The 17,814-nt window shown below is 78.4% G+C and carries 17 protein-coding genes; 7 read left to right on the top strand and 10 right to left on the bottom strand.

Translation table 11 applies throughout. The features are described from left to right. Positions 1-14 precede the first annotated feature (14 nt). Together lysS and D0Z06_RS10600 are read right to left on the bottom strand one after the other, a co-directional pair. Entirely contained in the window at positions 15-3,479 is a 3,465-nt protein-coding gene (gene lysS / locus D0Z06_RS10595; protein WP_117377330.1) for a lysine--tRNA ligase, read from the bottom strand. An 84-nt stretch (positions 3,480-3,563) separates the two neighbouring features. Further along, positions 3,564-4,349, bottom strand: a complete 786-nt coding sequence (locus D0Z06_RS10600) for a hypothetical protein (protein ID WP_117377331.1) — start codon at positions 4,347-4,349, stop codon at positions 3,564-3,566. Between the two features lie 164 nt (positions 4,350-4,513). Here D0Z06_RS10600 and D0Z06_RS10605 point away from each other — a divergent pair, with 164 nt between their 5' ends. Next, positions 4,514-5,968: a carotenoid oxygenase family protein gene (locus tag D0Z06_RS10605; RefSeq protein WP_117377332.1), complete on the top strand. Its 1,455-nt coding sequence runs from the start codon at positions 4,514-4,516 to the stop codon at positions 5,966-5,968. Between the two features lie 163 nt (positions 5,969-6,131). Here D0Z06_RS10605 and D0Z06_RS10610 read toward each other — a convergent pair whose 3' ends face one another. Beyond that, complete coding sequence (locus D0Z06_RS10610; RefSeq protein ID WP_117377333.1) at positions 6,132-6,497, bottom strand: spore germination protein GerW family protein; 366 nt, start codon at positions 6,495-6,497, stop codon at positions 6,132-6,134. Positions 6,498-6,715: 218 nt separating this feature from the next. Here D0Z06_RS10610 and D0Z06_RS10615 point away from each other — a divergent pair, with 218 nt between their 5' ends. Then, a complete protein-coding gene (locus D0Z06_RS10615; RefSeq protein WP_233517591.1) occupies positions 6,716-7,600 on the top strand; it encodes a dioxygenase family protein in 885 nt (294 codons plus the stop codon). Positions 7,601-7,608: 8 nt separating this feature from the next. Here the strand turns inward: D0Z06_RS10615 and D0Z06_RS10620 are convergent, their stop codons facing one another. Then, a complete protein-coding gene (locus D0Z06_RS10620) occupies positions 7,609-8,814 on the bottom strand; it encodes a coiled-coil domain-containing protein (protein WP_117377335.1) in 1,206 nt (401 codons plus the stop codon). A 128-nt stretch (positions 8,815-8,942) separates the two neighbouring features. On the opposite strand from D0Z06_RS10620, the gene D0Z06_RS10625 reads away from it, so the two are divergent. Further along, positions 8,943-9,974, top strand: coding sequence for a tyrosine-type recombinase/integrase (locus D0Z06_RS10625; RefSeq protein ID WP_117377336.1), 1,032 nt, complete (start codon positions 8,943-8,945; stop codon positions 9,972-9,974). Positions 9,975-10,011: 37 nt separating this feature from the next. Here the strand turns inward: D0Z06_RS10625 and D0Z06_RS10630 are convergent, their stop codons facing one another. The 4 genes from D0Z06_RS10630 to D0Z06_RS25325 all read right to left on the bottom strand — a co-directional run bounded on the left by D0Z06_RS10630 (position 10,012) and on the right by D0Z06_RS25325 (position 13,452). Next, on the bottom strand, positions 10,012-10,998 hold the full coding sequence (locus D0Z06_RS10630) for a YihY/virulence factor BrkB family protein (protein WP_117377337.1): 987 nt from the start codon (positions 10,996-10,998) through the stop codon (positions 10,012-10,014). A 76-nt stretch (positions 10,999-11,074) separates the two neighbouring features. Beyond that, complete coding sequence (locus D0Z06_RS10635; protein ID WP_158579936.1) at positions 11,075-12,253, bottom strand: MFS transporter; 1,179 nt, start codon at positions 12,251-12,253, stop codon at positions 11,075-11,077. Between the two features lie 10 nt (positions 12,254-12,263). After that, positions 12,264-13,154: an NmrA family NAD(P)-binding protein gene (locus D0Z06_RS10640; protein ID WP_117377339.1), complete on the bottom strand. Its 891-nt coding sequence runs from the start codon at positions 13,152-13,154 to the stop codon at positions 12,264-12,266. 85 nt (positions 13,155-13,239) lie between these two features. Then, the gene (locus tag D0Z06_RS25325; RefSeq protein WP_158579937.1) at positions 13,240-13,452 is read right to left on the bottom strand and encodes a hypothetical protein; all 213 of its coding nucleotides are present in this window, start codon (positions 13,450-13,452) and stop codon (positions 13,240-13,242) included. Between the two features lie 133 nt (positions 13,453-13,585). On the opposite strand from D0Z06_RS25325, the gene D0Z06_RS25330 reads away from it, so the two are divergent. The 4 genes from D0Z06_RS25330 (at position 13,586) to D0Z06_RS10660 (ending at position 17,137) form a co-directional block, all read left to right on the top strand. Then, the gene (locus D0Z06_RS25330) at positions 13,586-13,900 is read left to right on the top strand and encodes a YdhR family protein (RefSeq protein ID WP_158579938.1); all 315 of its coding nucleotides are present in this window, start codon (positions 13,586-13,588) and stop codon (positions 13,898-13,900) included. Between the two features lie 50 nt (positions 13,901-13,950). After that, complete coding sequence (locus D0Z06_RS10650; RefSeq protein WP_117377341.1) at positions 13,951-15,204, top strand: FAD-dependent oxidoreductase; 1,254 nt, start codon at positions 13,951-13,953, stop codon at positions 15,202-15,204. Between the two features lie 92 nt (positions 15,205-15,296). Further along, positions 15,297-16,202, top strand: a complete 906-nt coding sequence (locus D0Z06_RS10655; RefSeq protein ID WP_117377342.1) for an MEDS domain-containing protein — start codon at positions 15,297-15,299, stop codon at positions 16,200-16,202. Further along, a complete protein-coding gene (locus D0Z06_RS10660; protein ID WP_117377343.1) occupies positions 16,199-17,137 on the top strand; it encodes an anti-sigma factor RsbA family regulatory protein in 939 nt (312 codons plus the stop codon). The genes D0Z06_RS10655 and D0Z06_RS10660 overlap by 4 nt, the downstream gene beginning before the upstream one ends. 35 nt (positions 17,138-17,172) lie before the next feature. Here D0Z06_RS10660 and D0Z06_RS10665 read toward each other — a convergent pair whose 3' ends face one another. Both D0Z06_RS10665 and D0Z06_RS10670 read right to left on the bottom strand, forming a co-directional pair. Continuing rightward, complete coding sequence (locus D0Z06_RS10665) at positions 17,173-17,400, bottom strand: DUF6186 family protein (RefSeq protein ID WP_117377344.1); 228 nt, start codon at positions 17,398-17,400, stop codon at positions 17,173-17,175. Continuing rightward, positions 17,397-17,813: a hypothetical protein gene (locus D0Z06_RS10670; protein WP_233517592.1), complete on the bottom strand. Its 417-nt coding sequence runs from the start codon at positions 17,811-17,813 to the stop codon at positions 17,397-17,399. The genes D0Z06_RS10665 and D0Z06_RS10670 overlap by 4 nt, the downstream gene beginning before the upstream one ends. Between the last annotated feature and the right edge of the window lies 1 nt (position 17,814).

Here is a 17,814-nt window from a genome sequence, read left to right on the forward strand (position 1 = left end):
CGTGCCCGCCGCGGTCACGCCGCGGCCCGCCCCGGCGCGGACGGCGGCGCGGACGGCGGCGCGGACGGCGAGGGCACGCCGCCGACGGCCTTCGGGACGAGCAGCCGACCGAGCCCCGGGACGGCGAGGAACCCCTCGGCGCCGGCGTAGCGCAGGCCCACCCGGGGCAGGTCCGAGCGGTGCCGGTAGGCCAGGACCCGGGGCAGCCACTCGGGGCCGAAGCGGGCGTTGAAGTCGTGCAGCGACTCGATCTGGAAGAACGGGTTGAGCAGCCCGACCGCCCGGCGGGCCACCCGCTGGAGGGGTGTGAACGGCACGTCGTCGGCGAACAGCCGCCCCCACATCGCGAAGTTCATCGACAGCCGGGCGACACCGCGGGCACCCAGGGCGCCCGCCGTGGAGGCGATCAGGAACTCGGTCATGCCGTTCGGGGCGTCCGGGTCGTGCCGCATCAGGTCGAGCGTGTAGCCGAACGACGGGCCGTAGGCGGGCACCAGCCGGAGGAACCCGCCCGGCACCCCGTCGGCGTCGAGCGCCACGCAGAGCAGGAACTCGGGGTCGGCGCCGGCCCCGCGCACGTCCTGGGACAGCGACATGGTGAACCCGCGCTCGGGGGCCTTGCCCCGCCACCGCGCGCTGATCGCGTTGAGCTGCTCGACGAGGCCGGCCGGCGCCTGCGACTCGGCGATCAGCCGGAAGCGGTGCGTGCGCCCCACCCGGCGGACCGCCGCCCGCAGCCCCTTGCGTGCCGGTCCGTCGAGGCCGAACCGCCGGCAGTCGAGGACCGCCTCGTCGCCGAGGTAGAACGCCGAGAAGCCGCGCGAGGCGTACAGCGGCATGCTCGCCTCGCGCACGGCGAGCAGCGCCGGGGTCCAGGCCCGGTCGTCGCACAAGTCCAGGAACTCGTCGAGCACCCGCACCACCGACTCGCGCGCGCCGATCGGGTCGCCGGAGACCAGCGCGTACCCGCCGAGGTAGGTGTAGGCGAGGAAGGCCTCCCCGTCCCGGGAGAAGAAGAAGCTCTTGTCGTCGCGCAGGGCGAAGTACGCCAGGGTGTCCCAGCCGTGGGCGCGCACCAGGTCGCGGGCGCGCTCCCAGTCCTCGGCGGTGTGGGGTGGCCGGGCGGTGAGCGGGCGGAAGAGCAGGACGGCGAGCACCCCGAGCCCGGTGATCCCCAGCGCGAGCAGGGCCGCCGGGAAGAGGGCGGCGAACAGGTCCGAGCCGTACGCGTAGGCGCCGTCCAGCCCGACCAGGCCGGCCAGCACCGTGCGCAGGGCACCGGGGAGGGTGAGATCCGGGCTCAACTGCCCGCGCTGGCTCCACAGCGCGGCCAGGCCGAACAGCAGGACGCCCGCGGCGTAGACCGGCAGGACGCGCAGCAGGCGCAGCAGGGACGGCGGGTCGGGCGGGGCGCGGAAGGCCGACCGGTAGCGCACCAGGGCCAGCAGCAGGGCCGCGTCCAGCACCGCGGCGACCGGGTGCGGGCCCTTCACCAGGTGCGCGACCGCGCCCACCGCCAGCAGGGTCACGGCCAGCCGCCAGGCGAGCAGCTTGCGCCGGGCGAGCTGGTCGGCGAGCAGCAGGAGCAGCACGCCGACGACCACCGACGCGACGTGCCCGGCCGCCGGCACCCCCACCGGGTCGAGCGCCGGCAGCTCCCCGCCGATCCGGGAGTGCGCGACCGGCAGCAGCGGCAGCAGCTGGAGGGCGCCCGCGAGCGCGACCAGCCCGGCGATCACCCGGACGGCGGTCCCGTGCGCGACGGCCGGGCGCCGGACCGAGGTGACGGGGGAGGCCGACGGCGCGGTGGCGGGCAGCGCGACGACCGAGCCCCCGGCCGGGGCGGCCGGACCCGGCGGTCCGGGTGGCTCGGCCGGCCGCGGTGACGGGACCGCGGCCGCCGGGCCGGGCGTGGGCGGCAGCAGCGGGCGCGGCGCCCCCGACGGGCCCGAGCCGGGCGGCGGCGGGGACTCCGGCCGCAGGGTGGGGAAGAGGATGACCTCGCGGATCGAGTCCACGCCCGCCAGCAGCATCACCAGGCGGTCGACGCCGATGCCCAGGCCGCCGGTGCACGGCATCCCGTACTCCAGCGCGCGCACGTAGTCGAGGTCGACGTCGCCGGCCTCGGGGTCACCCTGGGCCTTGGCGCGGGCCTCGGCCTCGAACGCGGCGAGCTGCTCGAGGGGGTCGTTCTGCTCGGAGTAGGCGTTGCACAGCTCGAAGCCGGCGACGACGAGCTCGAAGCGCTCGACGTAGGCCGGGTCGTCCCGGTGCACGCGGGCCAGCGGCGAGACCTCGCGGGGGTAGTCGGTGCAGAAGACCGGCCCGACGACCGCGTGCTGCACCTTCTCGTCGTAGACCTCCTTCATCAGCCGCCCGGCGCCCCAGCGGCTCTCGTACGGGATGCCGAGCCGGTCGAGCACCGCACGCGCCTCGCCGACGGGCATGGCGGGGTGCATGGTGGCCCCGGTGGCCTCGGCGATCATGTCGGCGAACCGCTTCCGCGGCCACGGCGTGGCGGCCAGGTCGATGGCGTGCCCGCCGAGGTGGACGGTGAGGGCGTGGTCGTCGACCCCGCCCAGCGCGGCCCGCGCGGCGGCGGTGACCATGCCCTCGACCAGGTCCATCATGTCGTGGTAGTCGGCGAAGGCCTGGTAGGCCTCGAGCATCGTGAACTCCGGGTTGTGCCGGGTGTCGATGCCCTCGTTGCGGAACACGCGGCCGATCTCGAACACCCGCTCCAGCCCGCCGACGACCAGCCGCTTGAGGTGCAGTTCGAGGGCGATCCGCAGGTAGAGGTCGAGGTCGAGCGCGTTGTGGTGCGTGACGAACGGCCGCGCGCTGGCCCCGCCCTGGGTGCTCTGCAGCACCGGGCCCTCGACCTCGGTGAACCCCCGGTCCTCCAGGTGGTGGCGGAGGGCGCGCACCGCGGCGTGGCGGATCCGGAAGACCTCCCGGGTCCGCTCGTTGGCCTCGAGGTCGGCGTAGCGCCGGCGGTAGCGGGTCTCGACGTCGGGGAGCCCGCGGTGCTTGTCGGGCGGCTCCCGCAGGGCCTTGCCGAGGACGGCGAAGCCCGCCACGCAGACCGACAGCTCGCCGCGGCGGGTGGTCATCACCGTGCCCTCGACCCCCACCCAGTCGCCCCGGTCGACGTCGTCGAACTCCCGGTGCCGGTCGGCACCCAGCACGGAGCTGTCGACGAAGAGCTGGATCGCCCCGGTGCGGTCGCGCAGCGTGGCGAAGGTCAGCCAGCCCTGCCGGCGGATCAGCTCCACCCGGCCGGCCAGCCGGACCCGGTCGGTGGTCCGCACGTCGGGCCCGAGGCCGGCGTGCGCGGCGCGGATCCCGCCCGCGGTCGCGTCGGTGGGGTAGCGGTAGGGGTAGGCGTCCTGGCCGCGCTCGCGCAGCGCGCGGAACTTCTCCAGGCGCCGCTCGCGGACGTCGGCGGGGTGGGTCGAGGTGTCCGCCTCCTGGACCATCGCGCCACGATAGGGGCGGCCCGGCCGGCCGGGGAGGGGTCCGGAGCCGCCGCGGCGGCCCACCGCCGGGACGCGGGGCCGGTGCTACACCGTGCTGTCGTCGCGCGACGGTGGGTCCGGGCGCTGCGGGGCCCCGACGGCCGCACCGGCCGCCGGGCGCGGCGGGACGACGGCGAACAGGTCCACCAGCGCGTCCCAGCGGGTGCGTCGCCCCGGGGGGAAGCGCGCGACCGACCGGCGCCGGCGCCGCGACCCCTCGGCGTACCTGCGCCGCGCCCACGGCGACCCCGGCCGGGCCAGCCGCAGGGCGCCGACGGCCGCGACCAGCGGGACGAACACCCCCACCACGCCGAGCACGGTCCGGCCCTTGAGGACCGCGACGACCGCGAACCCCAGGTTCGCCGCGAGGGTCAGCGCGAGGACCGGCTCGCCCTCGTCGCGGTCGAGGTCGAAGGGGTTGGCGCCGACCAGCAGCAGCCCACCCACGACGAGGGCCACGAGGACGGCGTCGACGGAGCTGCGGCCCTCCTGCGTCCAGTAGACGTCGTCGAGGTGCAGCCACAGCGCGAACTCGTCGAGGGTCAGGGCGGCGCCGATGCCGAAGAGCACGGCCAGGACGTGGAGCCACGGCGGGTCGGGCCGGTAGGTGAACTCCAGCGTGCCGGTGCCGAGGAGGAGGAAGATGCCGTAGACCTCGTGGTGCACGTGCACGCCGCCGACGCTGGCGTCGCGGAACGGGCCGCGGCCGGTCCGGATCGCCCGGGTGACGAAGCGCGTCACGAGGAAGGTGACCAGGAAGGCGGCCAGCAGCCACGCCACGACCGCCCGGCGGCCGGTCACCGCCGGCAGGATCTCCAGCTCGAGGACCACCGGCCCACCCCAGCCTCGTCGCGGACGTCCCCGATCGTCGCGTCGCCGGCGCGGCGGACGGCCAGGGTCGGAGGTCCCGCCGGGGTTCCGGTGCGGGACGGCGGCGAGCACGATGGCACGGGCACAGCGACGACGCCAGCCCGCACAGCCGCCGGGAGGCCCCGATGTCCGCCGAGCCGACGTCCGCCCCGCCGCCCGCGCCCGCCGAGCCGGCGGGCGCCCGGCCCGCGGCGGACCGCGGCTGGTTCGTCCGGGGGCCGTACGCCCCGGTGACCGAGGAGGTCACGGCCGTCGACCTGCCGGTCACCGGGACCCTGCCGGCCGGCCTGGACGGGCGGTACCTGCGCAACGGGCCCAACCCGCTCGGCCTCGACGAGCCGGTCGAGCACTGGTTCCTCGGCCCCGGGATGGTGCACGGCGTCCGGCTGCGCGACGGCCGGGCCGAGTGGTACCGCAACCGCTGGGTCCGCTCCGGTGAGGTGGCCGCCGCGCTGGGGGAGCGGTGGCCCGGGGGGCCGGTCCACGCCGGCATGGACTTCGCCGCCAACACCCACGTCATCGCGCACGCCGGGCGGACGCTGGCCACGGTCGAGGCGGGCGCGCTGCCCTACGAGCTCACCGACGAGCTGGACACGGTCGGCCCCTGCGACTTCGACGGCACGCTGCCCGGGGGGTACGCCGCGCACACCAAGCTCGACCGGCGGACCGGGGACCTGCACGCCGTCGCCTACTTCTGGGGCTGGGACCACGTGCAGCACGTCGTCGTCGGCCCCGACGGGCGGGTCCGCCGGACCACCGACGTGCCCGTCCCGGACGGGCCGATGATGCACGACTTCGCGCTCACCGAGCGCTACGTGGTGCTGCTGGACCTGCCGGTCACCTTCAGCATGGACGCCGCGGCGGCGGGCTCGTCGCTGCCCTACACCTGGAACCCGGCGCACCCGGCGCGGGTCGGCCTGCTCCCGCGGGACGGCGCCGGCGGGGACGTCCGCTGGGTCGAGGTGGACCCCTGCTGGGTGTTCCACACGGTCAACGCCTTCGACGGCACCGCCCCCGACGGCGGCGACCGGGTCGTGCTCGACGTCTGCCGGTACGCCGGCTCCTACGACATGTCCGGCCTGTCCGGGCGGGGGCCGCTCACGCTCGACCGCTGGACGCTCGACCCGCGCACCGGCACGGCCGGCCGCCAGCTGCTCGACGACCGGCCCCAGGAGTTCCCGCGGGTGGACGAGCGGGTCGTCTCCCGGCCGCACCGCTACGCCTACAGCGCGGCGCTCGGTCAGGTCGACCCGGGCACCGTGCGGCCCGACGGCGGCTTCGGCGACGACGCGTTCGCCTCCGCGCTGCTCCAGCACGACCTGGCGAGGGGCACCGTGGCGGCGCACCGGTTCGGCCGGGACGCCGCCGTCGGCGAGGCCGTGTTCGTCCCGGCCGCGCCCGACGCGGCCGAGGACGACGGGTACGTGCTGGCCTTCGTCCACGACCCCGACCGCGGCGCCACCGACCTCGTCGTCCTCGCGGCGCAGGACCTCGTCGGCGCGCCCGTCGCCCGCGTCCACCTGCCGGCGCGGGTCCCGCTGGGGTTCCACGGCAGCTGGGTCCCCACCGAGCAGGGCTGAGCGCGGCCGACGGTACGGCGGACCCACGGGCCTTTTCCGCCCGTGGACGACCCGCCGGCCGGCTACGTCACGCGGATCACCGTCGAGCGGATCGGCGGGATCGGCCCCTGGCGCCCGCGGCGCCCGCCGGGGTGAGGCCGACGGCGCCGACCGGCACGGGCGGTCAGCGCTTCCCCCGGTCCCGGCGACGGCGTGCCCGCATCCGGGTCCGGGCCACCCGTGACCGCGTCAGGAAGAAGGTGACGAGCACCAGGCCGACCACGCCGGCCAGCCGGTTGACGTCGACGGCCGGGCGCCACGCGACGTCGCCGTCCTTGATGACGTAGACGCCGGCCGGCCGGGCACCCATGCCGAAGCCCGCGCCCTGCCCCTCCTGGCCCTTCTCGTCGTGGCCGCTCCCCCCGCCGCCCGCCCCGCCGACGGCGGCGGCGGGGATGACCGTGACGCCGTCCTTCTCGTACGGCTCGGCGAAGACCCGCTTCACGGTGATCGCGTCGCGGGCGCCGCTCAGGACCTCTTCCGGCTTCACGGGGGCCTCCTCGGCGTCGGCACTGGTCTCGGCGCCCCGAGCCTCGCCGTGCGGGCGGGACGCGGGAACGGCCCAACGTCCCCGGGTGCCAGGGACCGCGGCCGGGCGACCCCTGGCCCGCGGCGGCGATGCGGGGTGGAATCGGCACCACCGCCCACCCCGGGGCGGTCCCCGGCGGCACCGGGGCCGCCCCGGCCCGACGAGGGAGCGAGACGACCGTGACCGGACCCGCCGGCCCGCCCGCCCGGTTCGAGGAGGAGCGCTCGGCCGAGATCGTCGCCGCCAGCTTCGCCCGCACCGCCGACCCGCGGCTGCGCGAGGTGCTCACCGCGCTCGTCGGCCACCTGCACGCCTTCGTCAAGGACGTCGGGCTGACCCCGGAGGAGTGGGCGCGGGGGATCCGGTTCCTCACCGAGACCGGGCAGACCTGCGACGACACCCGGCAGGAGTTCATCCTGCTCTCCGACGTCCTCGGGGTGTCGATGCTCGTCGACGCGCTCGCCCACCCCGCCGGCGACGGGGTGACCGAGTCGACCGTCGAGGGGCCCTTCCACCTGGTCGCCTCGCCCGCGCGGGAGCCGGGCGACAGCATCGTCGAGGCCGGGGACGGCGAGCCGTGCCTGGTCACCGGCCGGGTGCTCGACACCGCGGGGGTTCCGGTGGCCGGCGCCGCCGTGGACGTGTGGCAGGCCGACGCCGACGGCTTCTACGACGTGCAGCGCCCCGGCGAGGTGCCGCGGGACAACCTGCGCGGGGTCTTTCCCACCGACGCCGAGGGCCGGTTCCGGTTCCGCACGATCGTGCCCCGCTGGTACCCGATCCCGGACGACGGCCCGGTGGGCCGGCTGCTGGCGGCCACCGGCCGGCACCCCAACCGCCCGGCGCACCTGCACGTCGAGGTGACCGGCCCGGGGATCCGGACGCTGACCACGCACGTCTTCGTCTCCGACAGCCCCTACCTGGACTCCGACGCCGTGTTCGGCGTCCGGGCCAGGCTCGTGCGGGACTTCGTCCGCGTCGACGACCCGGCCCGTGCCGCCGAGGCCGGCCTGCCCAGCCCGTTCCGCTGGCTGGACTTCCCGGTCACCGTCCGCCGGACCTGACCGGGCGGTCAGCCGCGCAGCCGCGCGCGCAGGCCCTCCACCTCGGCGGCGAGCGCGCCCACCCGCTCACCGGCCCGGCCGGCGCGGACGTCGGCCTCGCCCGCCCGGGTCTCGGCCTCGGCGGCCCGGCGGTCGGCGTCCTCCGCGCGCTGCACGGCCCGCGCCGCCGTCGTGACCGCCTCCTCGCGGCGCGCCTCGGCCTCCGCCGTGCGGGTGTCGGCGGCCGCGGCCCGGACCCGGGCGTCCCGCTCGGCCCGGCGGGCCTCGTCCCGGTCGCGCTCGGCGGCGCGGGCCCGCTCGGCCGCCGCTGCCGCGGCGGCGCGCGCCTCGTCGCGGGCGGCGAGGGCCTCGTCCCGGGCGGCGAGGGCGTGGTCCCGGGCGGCGAGCGCCTGGTCCCGCTCCTGCGCCCGGGTCTGCGCGGCGCCGGTGAGCGTGCGCTCGGTGGCGCCCCACCGGGCGCGCGCCTCGACCAGGGCGTCGTGCTCCCGGGCGGCCTCGGCGCGGGCGTGCCGCTCGGCCCGCCGCGCGTCCGCGGCGTCCCGGTCGGCCGCCTGGCGGCGCAGCTCGGCGTCCGCGGCGCCCCGGAGGGCGGCGTCGCGGGCGTCGGCGGCCTGGTCCCGCTCGGCCAGCGCCCGGTCCCGCGCGGCGTCGGCCGCCGCGCGGGCCTCCTCGGCCCGCCGCACCGCGCGCTCGGCCTCCGCTCCGGCCTCCGCCACCCGGCGCTCGGCGGCGGACCGGGTGGCCGCGGCATCGTGCTCGGCGCCCTGCCGGGCCGCCTCGGCCTCCGCGCGGAGCTGCCCGGCCAGCCGGGCCTGCTCCTCGGCGCGCAGGCGCCCGGCGTGCGCGGCCTCCACGTCGGACCGGGCCTGCGCCAGCCGGGCCTCCACGGTCGTCTCGTCCCGGTAGCCCTCCAGGGCCTCGGTCGCGGCGGCGAGCAGCGCGGCCTGCGCCTCCGCCGCCGCGGTCGCCTCCCGCGCCGCCGCCGCCCACCGCGCCACGAGCTCCCGCACCCGGCCCTCCGGCGGCAGGTCGGCGGCGGCCCCGCCCGGCTGCCCGCCGGTCCGCGCGCGGGCGCGGCGGGCGGTCTCGGGGTTGTGGTCCGGGCGGGCGCAGAACCGGGGGGAGGGGCCGCTGCGACCGGGGGTGCGCGATCGGGGCGGCTCGGAGCAGCCGGGGAACGCGCAGCGCTCCTGGCCCCCGTCGGCGGTCGTCACGCAGCGACCGTAGATGCATGGGCGGACACCCACACATCCATGTTTCGTGCCGCGGCGCACGACCGGCTGATAGCTTCCGAGAAGCACCTGTTCTCGGTAGCGATCGGTGCGCGGAGGGAGGGTCGCCGATGAGCGCCACGAGCGCGCGCCGATCCGGCCCGGAGGAGACGCCGGTCGCCGCGTCGGCGACCACGGCGACCGGCGGGCTGCTCCTCCCGGGCGACCTGACCGCGGTCGGCGGCTACGTCGCCGCGTCCCGGGCCGAGGCCACGCGGACGGCCTACGCCCGCGACGTGGCCGCCTGGCAGCGGTGGTGCGCCGGCCGGGCGCTGCCGAGCGGGCCGCCGGCCGACCCGCTGGCCGTCGCCGCCTGGCTGGCCGAGCTGGCCGACGACGGGCGCAGCCCGAGGTACATCGCCCGCCGGCTGTCCGCGCTCAACGACGTCCACCGCACCGCCGGGCACCCGGCGCCCGGGGACAACGAGGGGGTCCGGCGGACGCTGGCCGGCATCCGCCGCAGCGCGGTGCGGGCCGGCGCCCGGCCGCGGACCGCGCGGGCGCTGGACACCGCGACCGTCCGGGCGCTGGTCGAGGACCTCCCCGACACCCCCGCCGGCCGGCGCGACCGCTGCCTGCTCCTGCTCGGGTTCGCCCTGGGCCTGCGCGCCTCCGACCTGTGCCGCCTGCACGTCGAGGACCTCACCCCGGCCGGGCACGGCGGGCTCGACGTCCTCGTCCGCTTCTCCAAGACCGACCAGGACGGCGCGGGGGAGACCCTCGCCCTGGCCGAGGGCGTCCGCGAGGTCACCTGCCCGGTCCGGGCCGCGCGCGCCTGGCTCGACACCCTGGCCGGGCAGGGCGTCACCGCCGGGCCGCTGTTCCGCGCGGTGGGGAAGGGCCGCACCTCCCGGCTGGGGACGGGCGCGCTGAGCACCCGGGGCGTCACCCTGGTGCTCGCGCGGGCCGCCGAGCGCGCCGGCGTCCCCACCGAGGGCCTCTCCCCGCACTCGCTGCGCCGGGGTTTCGCCACCACGGCCTACGCCCAGGGCGTGCCGGAGAAGGAGATCAGCCGGACCGGCCGCTGGCGGTCGCTGGTGGTCCGCTCCTACGACGCCTCCAGCCGGTGGGCCGATCCCGCCTCCGGGTCCCTCGGCCTCTGACCGGCGTCCCGGGCAGGCCCACCGCGGGTGAGCGGGGTCAGCGGCGGCGCTCGCCGTGGTAGGGCGGCGTGCTGTCGGCCACGACGGCTCCGCGCTGGCCCAGCGGCCGTTCGGGCCCGACGGTCGAGTCGCGGGTGGTCTGGCGCTCGGCCTCCGCGTTGAGGGCCGCGCCGACGATCACCAGGAAGACGGTGACCCACAGCCAGAACATGCTGATCGCCACCCCGGCGAGGGAGCCGTACGTCGACTGGTAGCTGCCCAGGTTCTGGACGTAGCTGAAGAAGGCGATCGTCGTGGCGAGCCAGAGCAGCGTCGCGGCGGCCGAGCCCGGCGTGATCCACCGCCAGCGGGCCTGGCGGCGGTCGGGTGCGTACCGGTAGAGGACGGCGAGCACCCCGGCCATGAGCAGGGCGAGCACCGCCCACGACCCCGCCGTCACCACCGCCCCGAGCGGGCCCGGGGCGTCGGGGAGGGCCTGCGAGAGCACGCCGCCCCCGGCGATCAGGCCGCCGAGGGCGACGGCGCCGGCGAGCACGAACACCAGGGCCAGCCCGCTGCGGCGCAGCAGCCCGCGCGTCTCGGTCTCGTGGTAGGCCAGTGTCAGCCCGTCGACGAGGTAGGTCATGGCGGTCGTCGCCGTCCACAGCGCCACCAGGAGCCCGGTCACCCCGCGCCAGGTCAGCACCTGCGTCGACGCGGCGGTGATCGTGGTCAGCTGGTCGGCCACGATCGCCTCGAGGTCGGTGGGCAGCACGTCGGCCACGCGGGAGAGCTGCTGCAGCGCCCGCTCCGGGGTGTTCACCGCGCCGTACACCGACAGCGCGGTGACGAGCACCGGCGCGACGGAGAGGACGGCGAAGAACGCCACCGCCGCGCTCTGGACCATGAGGCGGTCGCTGACCACGTGCGCCCCGACGCGCCGCAGCACCCGCCCCCACTCGCGGGGCGTGAGGTGGTGCGGCGAGGCGGCGTCGCTCGCCCCGCCGTGGCGGCCCGTGACCGCCGTCCCCTGCCCGCGGGTCATGCGTCATCCCACCGCGCGGCCGGGGCCGCCGCAACGCGCGGCGGCCCCGGGGACCCCGTCCGGCCGCGGTCGGCGGTCAGCCCCGCGCCACCCGGCGGACCTCCCGCCACAGCCACGCGGCGAGGGCCACCGGCACGACGACGAACGCCGCCAGCGCCGGGACGGTGCCCACCAGCCCGCCCAGCCACGCCAGCAGCAGCGGGGTCCCGAAGCCGGTGTAGGCGAAGGCGTAGAACGCGCTGTTCACCGCACCCCGGGTGTGCGGCGGTGCCAGCCGCGCGGTGAGGGTGAGCCCGGCGGTGAGGCAGAGCCCGCCCCCGGCCCCCATGAGCGCCGACGCCGGCAGCAGCAGCGGCTCGGAGCCGGCGACGACCGCGGCGACGCCGAGGGCCAGGCCGGCCGCGCCGAGCGCCATCCCGAGCGGCCCGGCGCCGCGCTCGGCCCGCCGGCCGACCCGGGCGGCGACCGCGCTGGCGGCGAGGGCCAGCCCGGCGATCAGCCCGGCGTAGGCGACCCCGACGCCGTCCGGCACCACCAGCAGCGGCAGCAGCGTCGCCGCGACCGCCGGGAAGGCGAAGACGCCGACGGCCGTCGGGGCGAGCACCGCCCAGAACGGCCGCCGCGCCTCCGGCGGCAGGCCGAGCGTCATCAGCCGGCCGCGCCGCCGCACCTGCACCGTCTCCGGCACGGTCAGCAGCGCGCCGAGGCCGACGAGCAGGACGGCGACGTGCACGAGGTAGGGCAGGGTCGTCGGCGCGGGGCCGTACTGGGCGAGCACCCCGCTCATCGCCGGGGCGACGGCGAAGCCGAGGGAGGTCGACACCGCGCCGCGGGTGGCCGCCGACCGCTGGCCGTCGGGGCCGGCCAGCTCCTGCAGCCAGGCGTTGGCCACGGAGAACACCACGCCGGAGACGACGCCCTGCAGCAGCCGGCCCAGGTAGAGCAGGGGCAGGTGGTCGACGGCGGGCAGGAACAGCAGCGAGACCAGGCCGGCGAGGACGGCGAAGGGCAGGACGAGGGCCCGCCGGCCGAAGCGGTCCGAGGCCGCGCCGGAGACGGTCAGCGCCGCGATGAGCCCGACGGCGTAGCAGCCGAAGACCGCGGTGAGGTCGGCGTCCGACAGCCCGAGGGTGCGGCGGTAGACCAGCAGCAGCGGGGTGGGGATGTTGGTGCCCAGGGCCACCGTGAACAGCCCGAAGGTGAGGGCGTCGAGCCGCCGGCGCGTGGTGTCCCGCGGGAGCGTGGCCTCCGTCACCGGCCGGACGCTACCGGCCGCCCCTCCGGGCCCCGGGCCGGCGCGGACGCCCGGCCCGCCGGCGCAGCCAGGCCTCGACGGTGGCGGCGTCGGGGACGAGGGCGAGCGTGGCCCGCGGGTCGACGTCCAGGGCGGCGGTCCGGGTCCAGCGCCAGAGGGCGGCGATGTCCGGCGCGAACCGCTCGAAGAGCGGGACGGGCATCGGGAACCGCCGCGGAGGGCGGCCCAGGACGCGGGTGTGGATCTCCCGGCACTCCGCGAGCGAGCGCACGTCCGAGGCCAGCTGGAGCGCGCGGCCGGCGAACCGCCGCGGATCGGCGAGGACGCGGGCGGCGACCCGGCCGAGGTCGGGGCAGGACAGCCACGGGACGCGGACGTCCCACCCGGCCAGCGCCGGCCACACGTGCCACACGCCGGCGGCCGGGGAGAACGCCCGGTCGGTCATGAGCTCCATGAAGGCCATCGGGCGCAGCACGGTCACCGGCAGCCCGAGCCCGGCGAGGTGGGCCTCGACGTCGAGCTTGGACTCGAAGGACCCGACGCCGGTGCCGCGCTGCCCGGTGCCCGCGGACCCCTGGACGAGGTGCCGGACGCCGGCCCGGGCGGCGGCGTCCCCGACGTTGCACCCCTGCCGGACCTCGCCCTCCAGGCCGCAGGTCATGGGGTTCTGCACGCTGTAGATCCCGTAGGCGCCGGCGAGGGCCCGGTCCAGCGAGGCGGGGTCCTCCATGTCGGCGGCCACGACCTCCGCGCCGGCCGCCGCCAGCGCCCGGGCCGCGCGCCGGTCGGGGCGCCGGCTCACCGCCCGCACCGGCCAGCCGTCCGCGAGCAGCGCACGGGTGACGGCACCGCCCTGCCGTCCCGTCGCCCCCATGACCACGACCAGGCCGCTGCCGACCACGGCGTCCCTCCTCGCACCGCCGGGGACGGGCACGAGCGTGGACCCCGCGCCACCCGGTGTCCAGGGACGGCCGGCCCGGCGGACGCTACCGGCCGCTCCCCGCGGTCCCGGGCTCCCAGCCGCCCCGGCGGGGCCGCTGCCGGGTCGCGGCCGCCTCGTCGTCGGCCCGCTGTCGCGCGTCCCGTGCCGCGGTCAGCATGCGGACGACCTCCTCGCGCCCCAGCGCCCGGGTGAGGGCCGCGTCCGCGGCGGCCTCCCGCCGCAGCCGGGCGGCCTCCTCGGCCGCGCACCGCTGCACCGCCCGGGCCTCCTGCAGCCGGGCGGCGGCCTCGTCCCGGGCCGCGCGCGCGGCCGGTGCCGTTGGTCCCTTTCCCTGCTCCGGGGCGCCGGTCCACCGTGACGGTGTCCCGTCGCGGCCCGGAGGAGGACCGATGCACGTCTCCCTGATCGAGTACCGGCTCAGCGGCGTCGACCGCGAGGAGTGGGCCCGCGTGTGCGTCGAGCAGCTCGCGCCCGTGTTCGCCGCGGTGCCCGGCCTGGTCAGCAAGATCTGGCTGACGACGCCCGACGGGCAGCTCGGCGGCGTGTACGTGTGGGAGGACGAGGAGAGCTACCGGGCGTTCCTCGCCGGCGACCTCGGTGCCGCGCTGGCCGCGCACCCCCACATCGCCGGCCTGACGATGCGGGACTGGCGGGTGGACGAGGCCCCCACGGCGATCACCACGGGCCGGCTGCAGCCGGCCTGACCGGGGCGCTCCCGCGCCGCACCGCACCCCTCGGGGGGACGATGGCGGGCATGCCCGACCCCTCGGAGGACCGTCCCCCCGAGGTGGACTGCGTCGTCGTCGGTGGTGGTCCGGCGGGCATGGTGCTGGGCCTCCTGCTGGCCCGCGCGGGCGTGCGCGTGACCGTCCTGGAGAAGCACGCGGACTTCCTCCGCGACTTCCGCGGCGACACCGTCCACCCCTCCACCCTGCGGCTGCTCGACGAGGTGGGCCTGGCCGGGGCCTTCCTCGCCCTGCCGCACCAGCAGGTGACCCGCATCGGGGTCACCACCGACGACGGCACGTACGTGCTGGCCGACTTCGGCCGGCTCCGCGGCCGGTACCGGTTCCTGGCGCTCGTGCCGCAGTGGGACCTGCTCGACCTGCTCGCCGACGCCGCGCGGGGCCTCCCGCACTTCTCCCTGCGCATGGGGGCCGAGGCGGTCGGCCTGCTCCGGGTGGGCGGGGAGGTCCGCGGCGTCCGGTACCGCACCGCCGACGGCGAGCACGCGCTCCGGGCGCGGCTCACCGTGGCCGCCGACGGGCGGCACTCGCTGCTGCGCGCCGACGCCGGCCTCCGGTTGCGCGAGTTCGGCGCCCCGATGGACGTCCTGTGGTTCCGGCTGCCCCGGGTGCCCGGCGTGGCGGCGCCGGCCTTCGGCGGCGCGGGCCGGGTGGCCCGGGGGCGGCTGCTCGTGCTCATCGACCGGGGCAGCTACTGGCAGACGGCCTTCCTCGTCCCGAAGGGCGGTGCAGCGGCCCTCCGGGACGCCGGCCTGGACTCCTTCCGCAGCGGGCTGGTCGAGCTGCTCCCGGGCATGGCGCCCGCGCTCGGGGTGCTCCGCAGCTGGGACGACGTCCGCGTGCTCAGCGTGCGGGTGGACCGGCTCCGGCGGTGGCACCTGCCCGGGCTCCTGGTGATCGGCGACGCCGCGCACGCGATGTCGCCGATCGGCGGGGTCGGGATCAACCTGGCCGTGCAGGACGCCGCCGCCGCGGCCCGGCTCCTGGCCGGGCCGCTGCGCCGGCGCCGGGTGACCCCGCGGCGGCTCGCCCGGGTGCGCCGCCGGAGGCTGCTGCCCACCGTGGTGACCCAGCAGCTGCAGCGGCAGGTGCAGCGCCGCTTCCTCGCCCGGGTGCTCGCCGGGGAGGACGTCGGCACCCCGCGGGTGCTGCGGGTGCTGCAGCGGCACCCCGTGCTGCAGGGCCTGCCGGCCCGGCTGATCGGCATCGGGCTGCTCCCCGAGCACGCCCCGCCCGGGCCCGCGGTGCGCCCCGCCGGCTGACGGTTCCGCCGGGCCGACGCCCGACGGCCGGCGCCCCCGGGCGGCGACCCGGCCCCTGCCGCGCGGGCGGCGGCCGGGGTAGCGTCGGCGGGGTGACGCCCCCGCGGCGGCGGCTGGACGCCCCCACGGACCTGCGGCCCGGCGACCACGTCTGCTGGACGTTCAGCGGTGCCGCGGGCCTCGCGGCTGCGGTGCTCCCGTACCTCGACGAGGGGCGCCGGCTCGGCGAGCAGCTGCTCCTGGTGGGGCGCTCACGACCCGCGCTGGAGGAGGCCGTGTCGGCCCTGCCGGGGCGGGCGGACCTGCTGGCCGGCGGGCAGCTGGTGGTGCGGACCACGGACGAGGCCTACGCGGCCGCCCGCGGGGAGGACCCCGCCGCGCAGGTCGAGGTCTACCGCCGGGAGGTCGAGCAGGCCCTGGACCGCGGGCGCACGGGGTTGCGGGTGGCCGCGGACGCGACGGGACTGGCCGGGGGCGGGGCGGCCGAGCACCGCCGGTGGCACCGCTACGAGCGGCTCGCCGACGAGCTCATGGGCGCCGTCCCGATGACGGCGCTCTGCCTCTACGACGCCGCGCTGGGCCGGGACGTGCTCGGCCCGCTGGCGCTGCTGCACCCGGGCGGGCACCGCGGTGCCCGGGAGCCGCTGGTGCACCTCTCCGGTCGCGGTCCCCGGCTCTCCCTGCACGGCGAGGTCGACGTCACCCAGGTCGACGACCTGGTCCGCGCCCTGGTCGACGTGGCCGGGGCCGCACCCGGCGAGGGGTACCCGCCCGAGGGGTCCCGGCGCGACGGACCCCGGCGCGACGGACCCCGGCGCGAGGTCGTCCTCGACCTGTCCGACCTCGACTTCCTCGACGTCGCCGGTGCCCGCGGTCTGGTCACGGCCGGCCGGCGGCTCGCCGAGGCGGGCACCGGGCTGCGGCTGGTCGGGGCCCGGCGGCTGGTCCGGCGGTGCCTGGAGCTGTTCGACGGGGGTGTTCCGGTGGAGCCGGCATGACCGAGGTCCGACCGACGGGGGACTGGGACGGCGGGGGGCTGGCCCACGAGGCCTTCGCCTTCCGCACCGACCGGGAGCTGACCGACCGCGTGGTGCCGTTCGTCCTCGAGGGGTTCTCCCGCGGGGAGCCGGTGCTCCTGGTCGCCGGTGAACGGGTGCGGACGCTCGTGGCCGAGGAGCTCGGCGCGGACGTCTGCCGGCTGGCGCGGGTCGCGGCGGCGGAGAGCTGGTGGCAGGGCGGGCACCGCACGCTGCACGCCTACGCCCGGGACCTCCGCGCCCTGCGCGCCACCGTGCCGAACTGGCGGCTGGCCGCGGAGCCGGTGTGGCTGGCCCGCGACGACGGCCGGGAGTGGAGCCGCTTCGAGGCCGTGGCCAACCACTGCTTCACGGCGATGCCGTACTACAGCCTGTGCCTGCACGACCGGCAGCTGCTCCCCGCGCCCGTCCTGGACGCGGTCGAGCGCACCCACCCGCTGACCTGGGGTGGCACCGCCCCGGTGCCGACGCCGGCCTACGACGACCCGCGGTGCTTCCTCCGGTCGGCCCAGCCGGCGATGGGGGAGCAGCCGGCCTCGGCCGGCACCGTGCCGGTGACCACGCCGCGGGAGGCCCGCCGCGCGGTCGCGGCGGCCGTCGCCGACTGGTGGCCGGCCCGGCTGGGGGACGTCGTCCCGGCCGTCCACGAGCTGGTGGTGAACGCCCTCCGGGTGGCCGCGTTCGCGGAGGTGTCCTGCTGGACCGAGGCCGGCACCCTCGTCGTGCAGGTCGCCGACGCGGGGCCGGGGCTGCCGGACGAGACGCTGGGCTACGTCCCGCCGGCCGACGAGCCGCGCTCGTCCCGCGGGATGTGGCTGGCCTGGAGCCTCGCCGACGACGCGGCGCTCGACTCGGGGCCGGCCGGGACCACGATCCGGCTGTTCTTCCGCCGCTGAGCGCCCCGGCCGGCGCGCGCCCGGCGGGCGGCGCCTCAGCGAGCCAGGAAGTGGACGCCGAGCCAGACCCAGGCGACCAGCACGAGGACCCGCCCGGGCGTGGTGCGCAGGGCCGCCTCCACCGCCTCGGCCGCGCGGACCGGTCCCCGCTCCCGGTCAGCGCGCTCGCGGTGACCCCACCCCCGGCGGGCCCGCACCTCGAGGAGAAGCGCGGCGACGAGCAGCAACCCGAACCCGGCGGCGCTCACCGCGGTGCCGCTCACGACGGGCGCGATCGGGCGCGCGGGCGGGTGAGCAGCCAGGCGCCGACCGCCAGCCAGCACAGCGTGGCCGCGGCGCGGGCCACCGGGTGCGCCAGGAGCGGGTCGGCCAGGTCGCTGGCCGTCGGCAGGTCGTCGTCCAGGAGCGTCACCAGCTCCCAGCCGAGGGCCGCGGCCGCCCACGCCGCCCACGGCAGGCCGCGCCGGCCCACCGGCCGCGCGGCCGCACCCGACCGCCGGGCCGTCGCCAGGACCGCGACGACAGCGCCGGCGACCCCGACGGCCCCGAGCGCGCCGGGCGAGAGCTCGCCGGCGACCCCGACCACCGCGGCGACGGCCAGCGCGGCTCCGACGGCGAGGCAGGCGACGGCCGCGGTCGCCGGGCCGGGCCGGCGCGGCCCCGGGGGAGACTCCACC

The sequence above is a fragment of the Geodermatophilus marinus genome, assembly GCF_003428645.1.
Classification (GTDB): Bacteria; Actinomycetota; Actinomycetes; order Mycobacteriales; family Geodermatophilaceae; genus Geodermatophilus.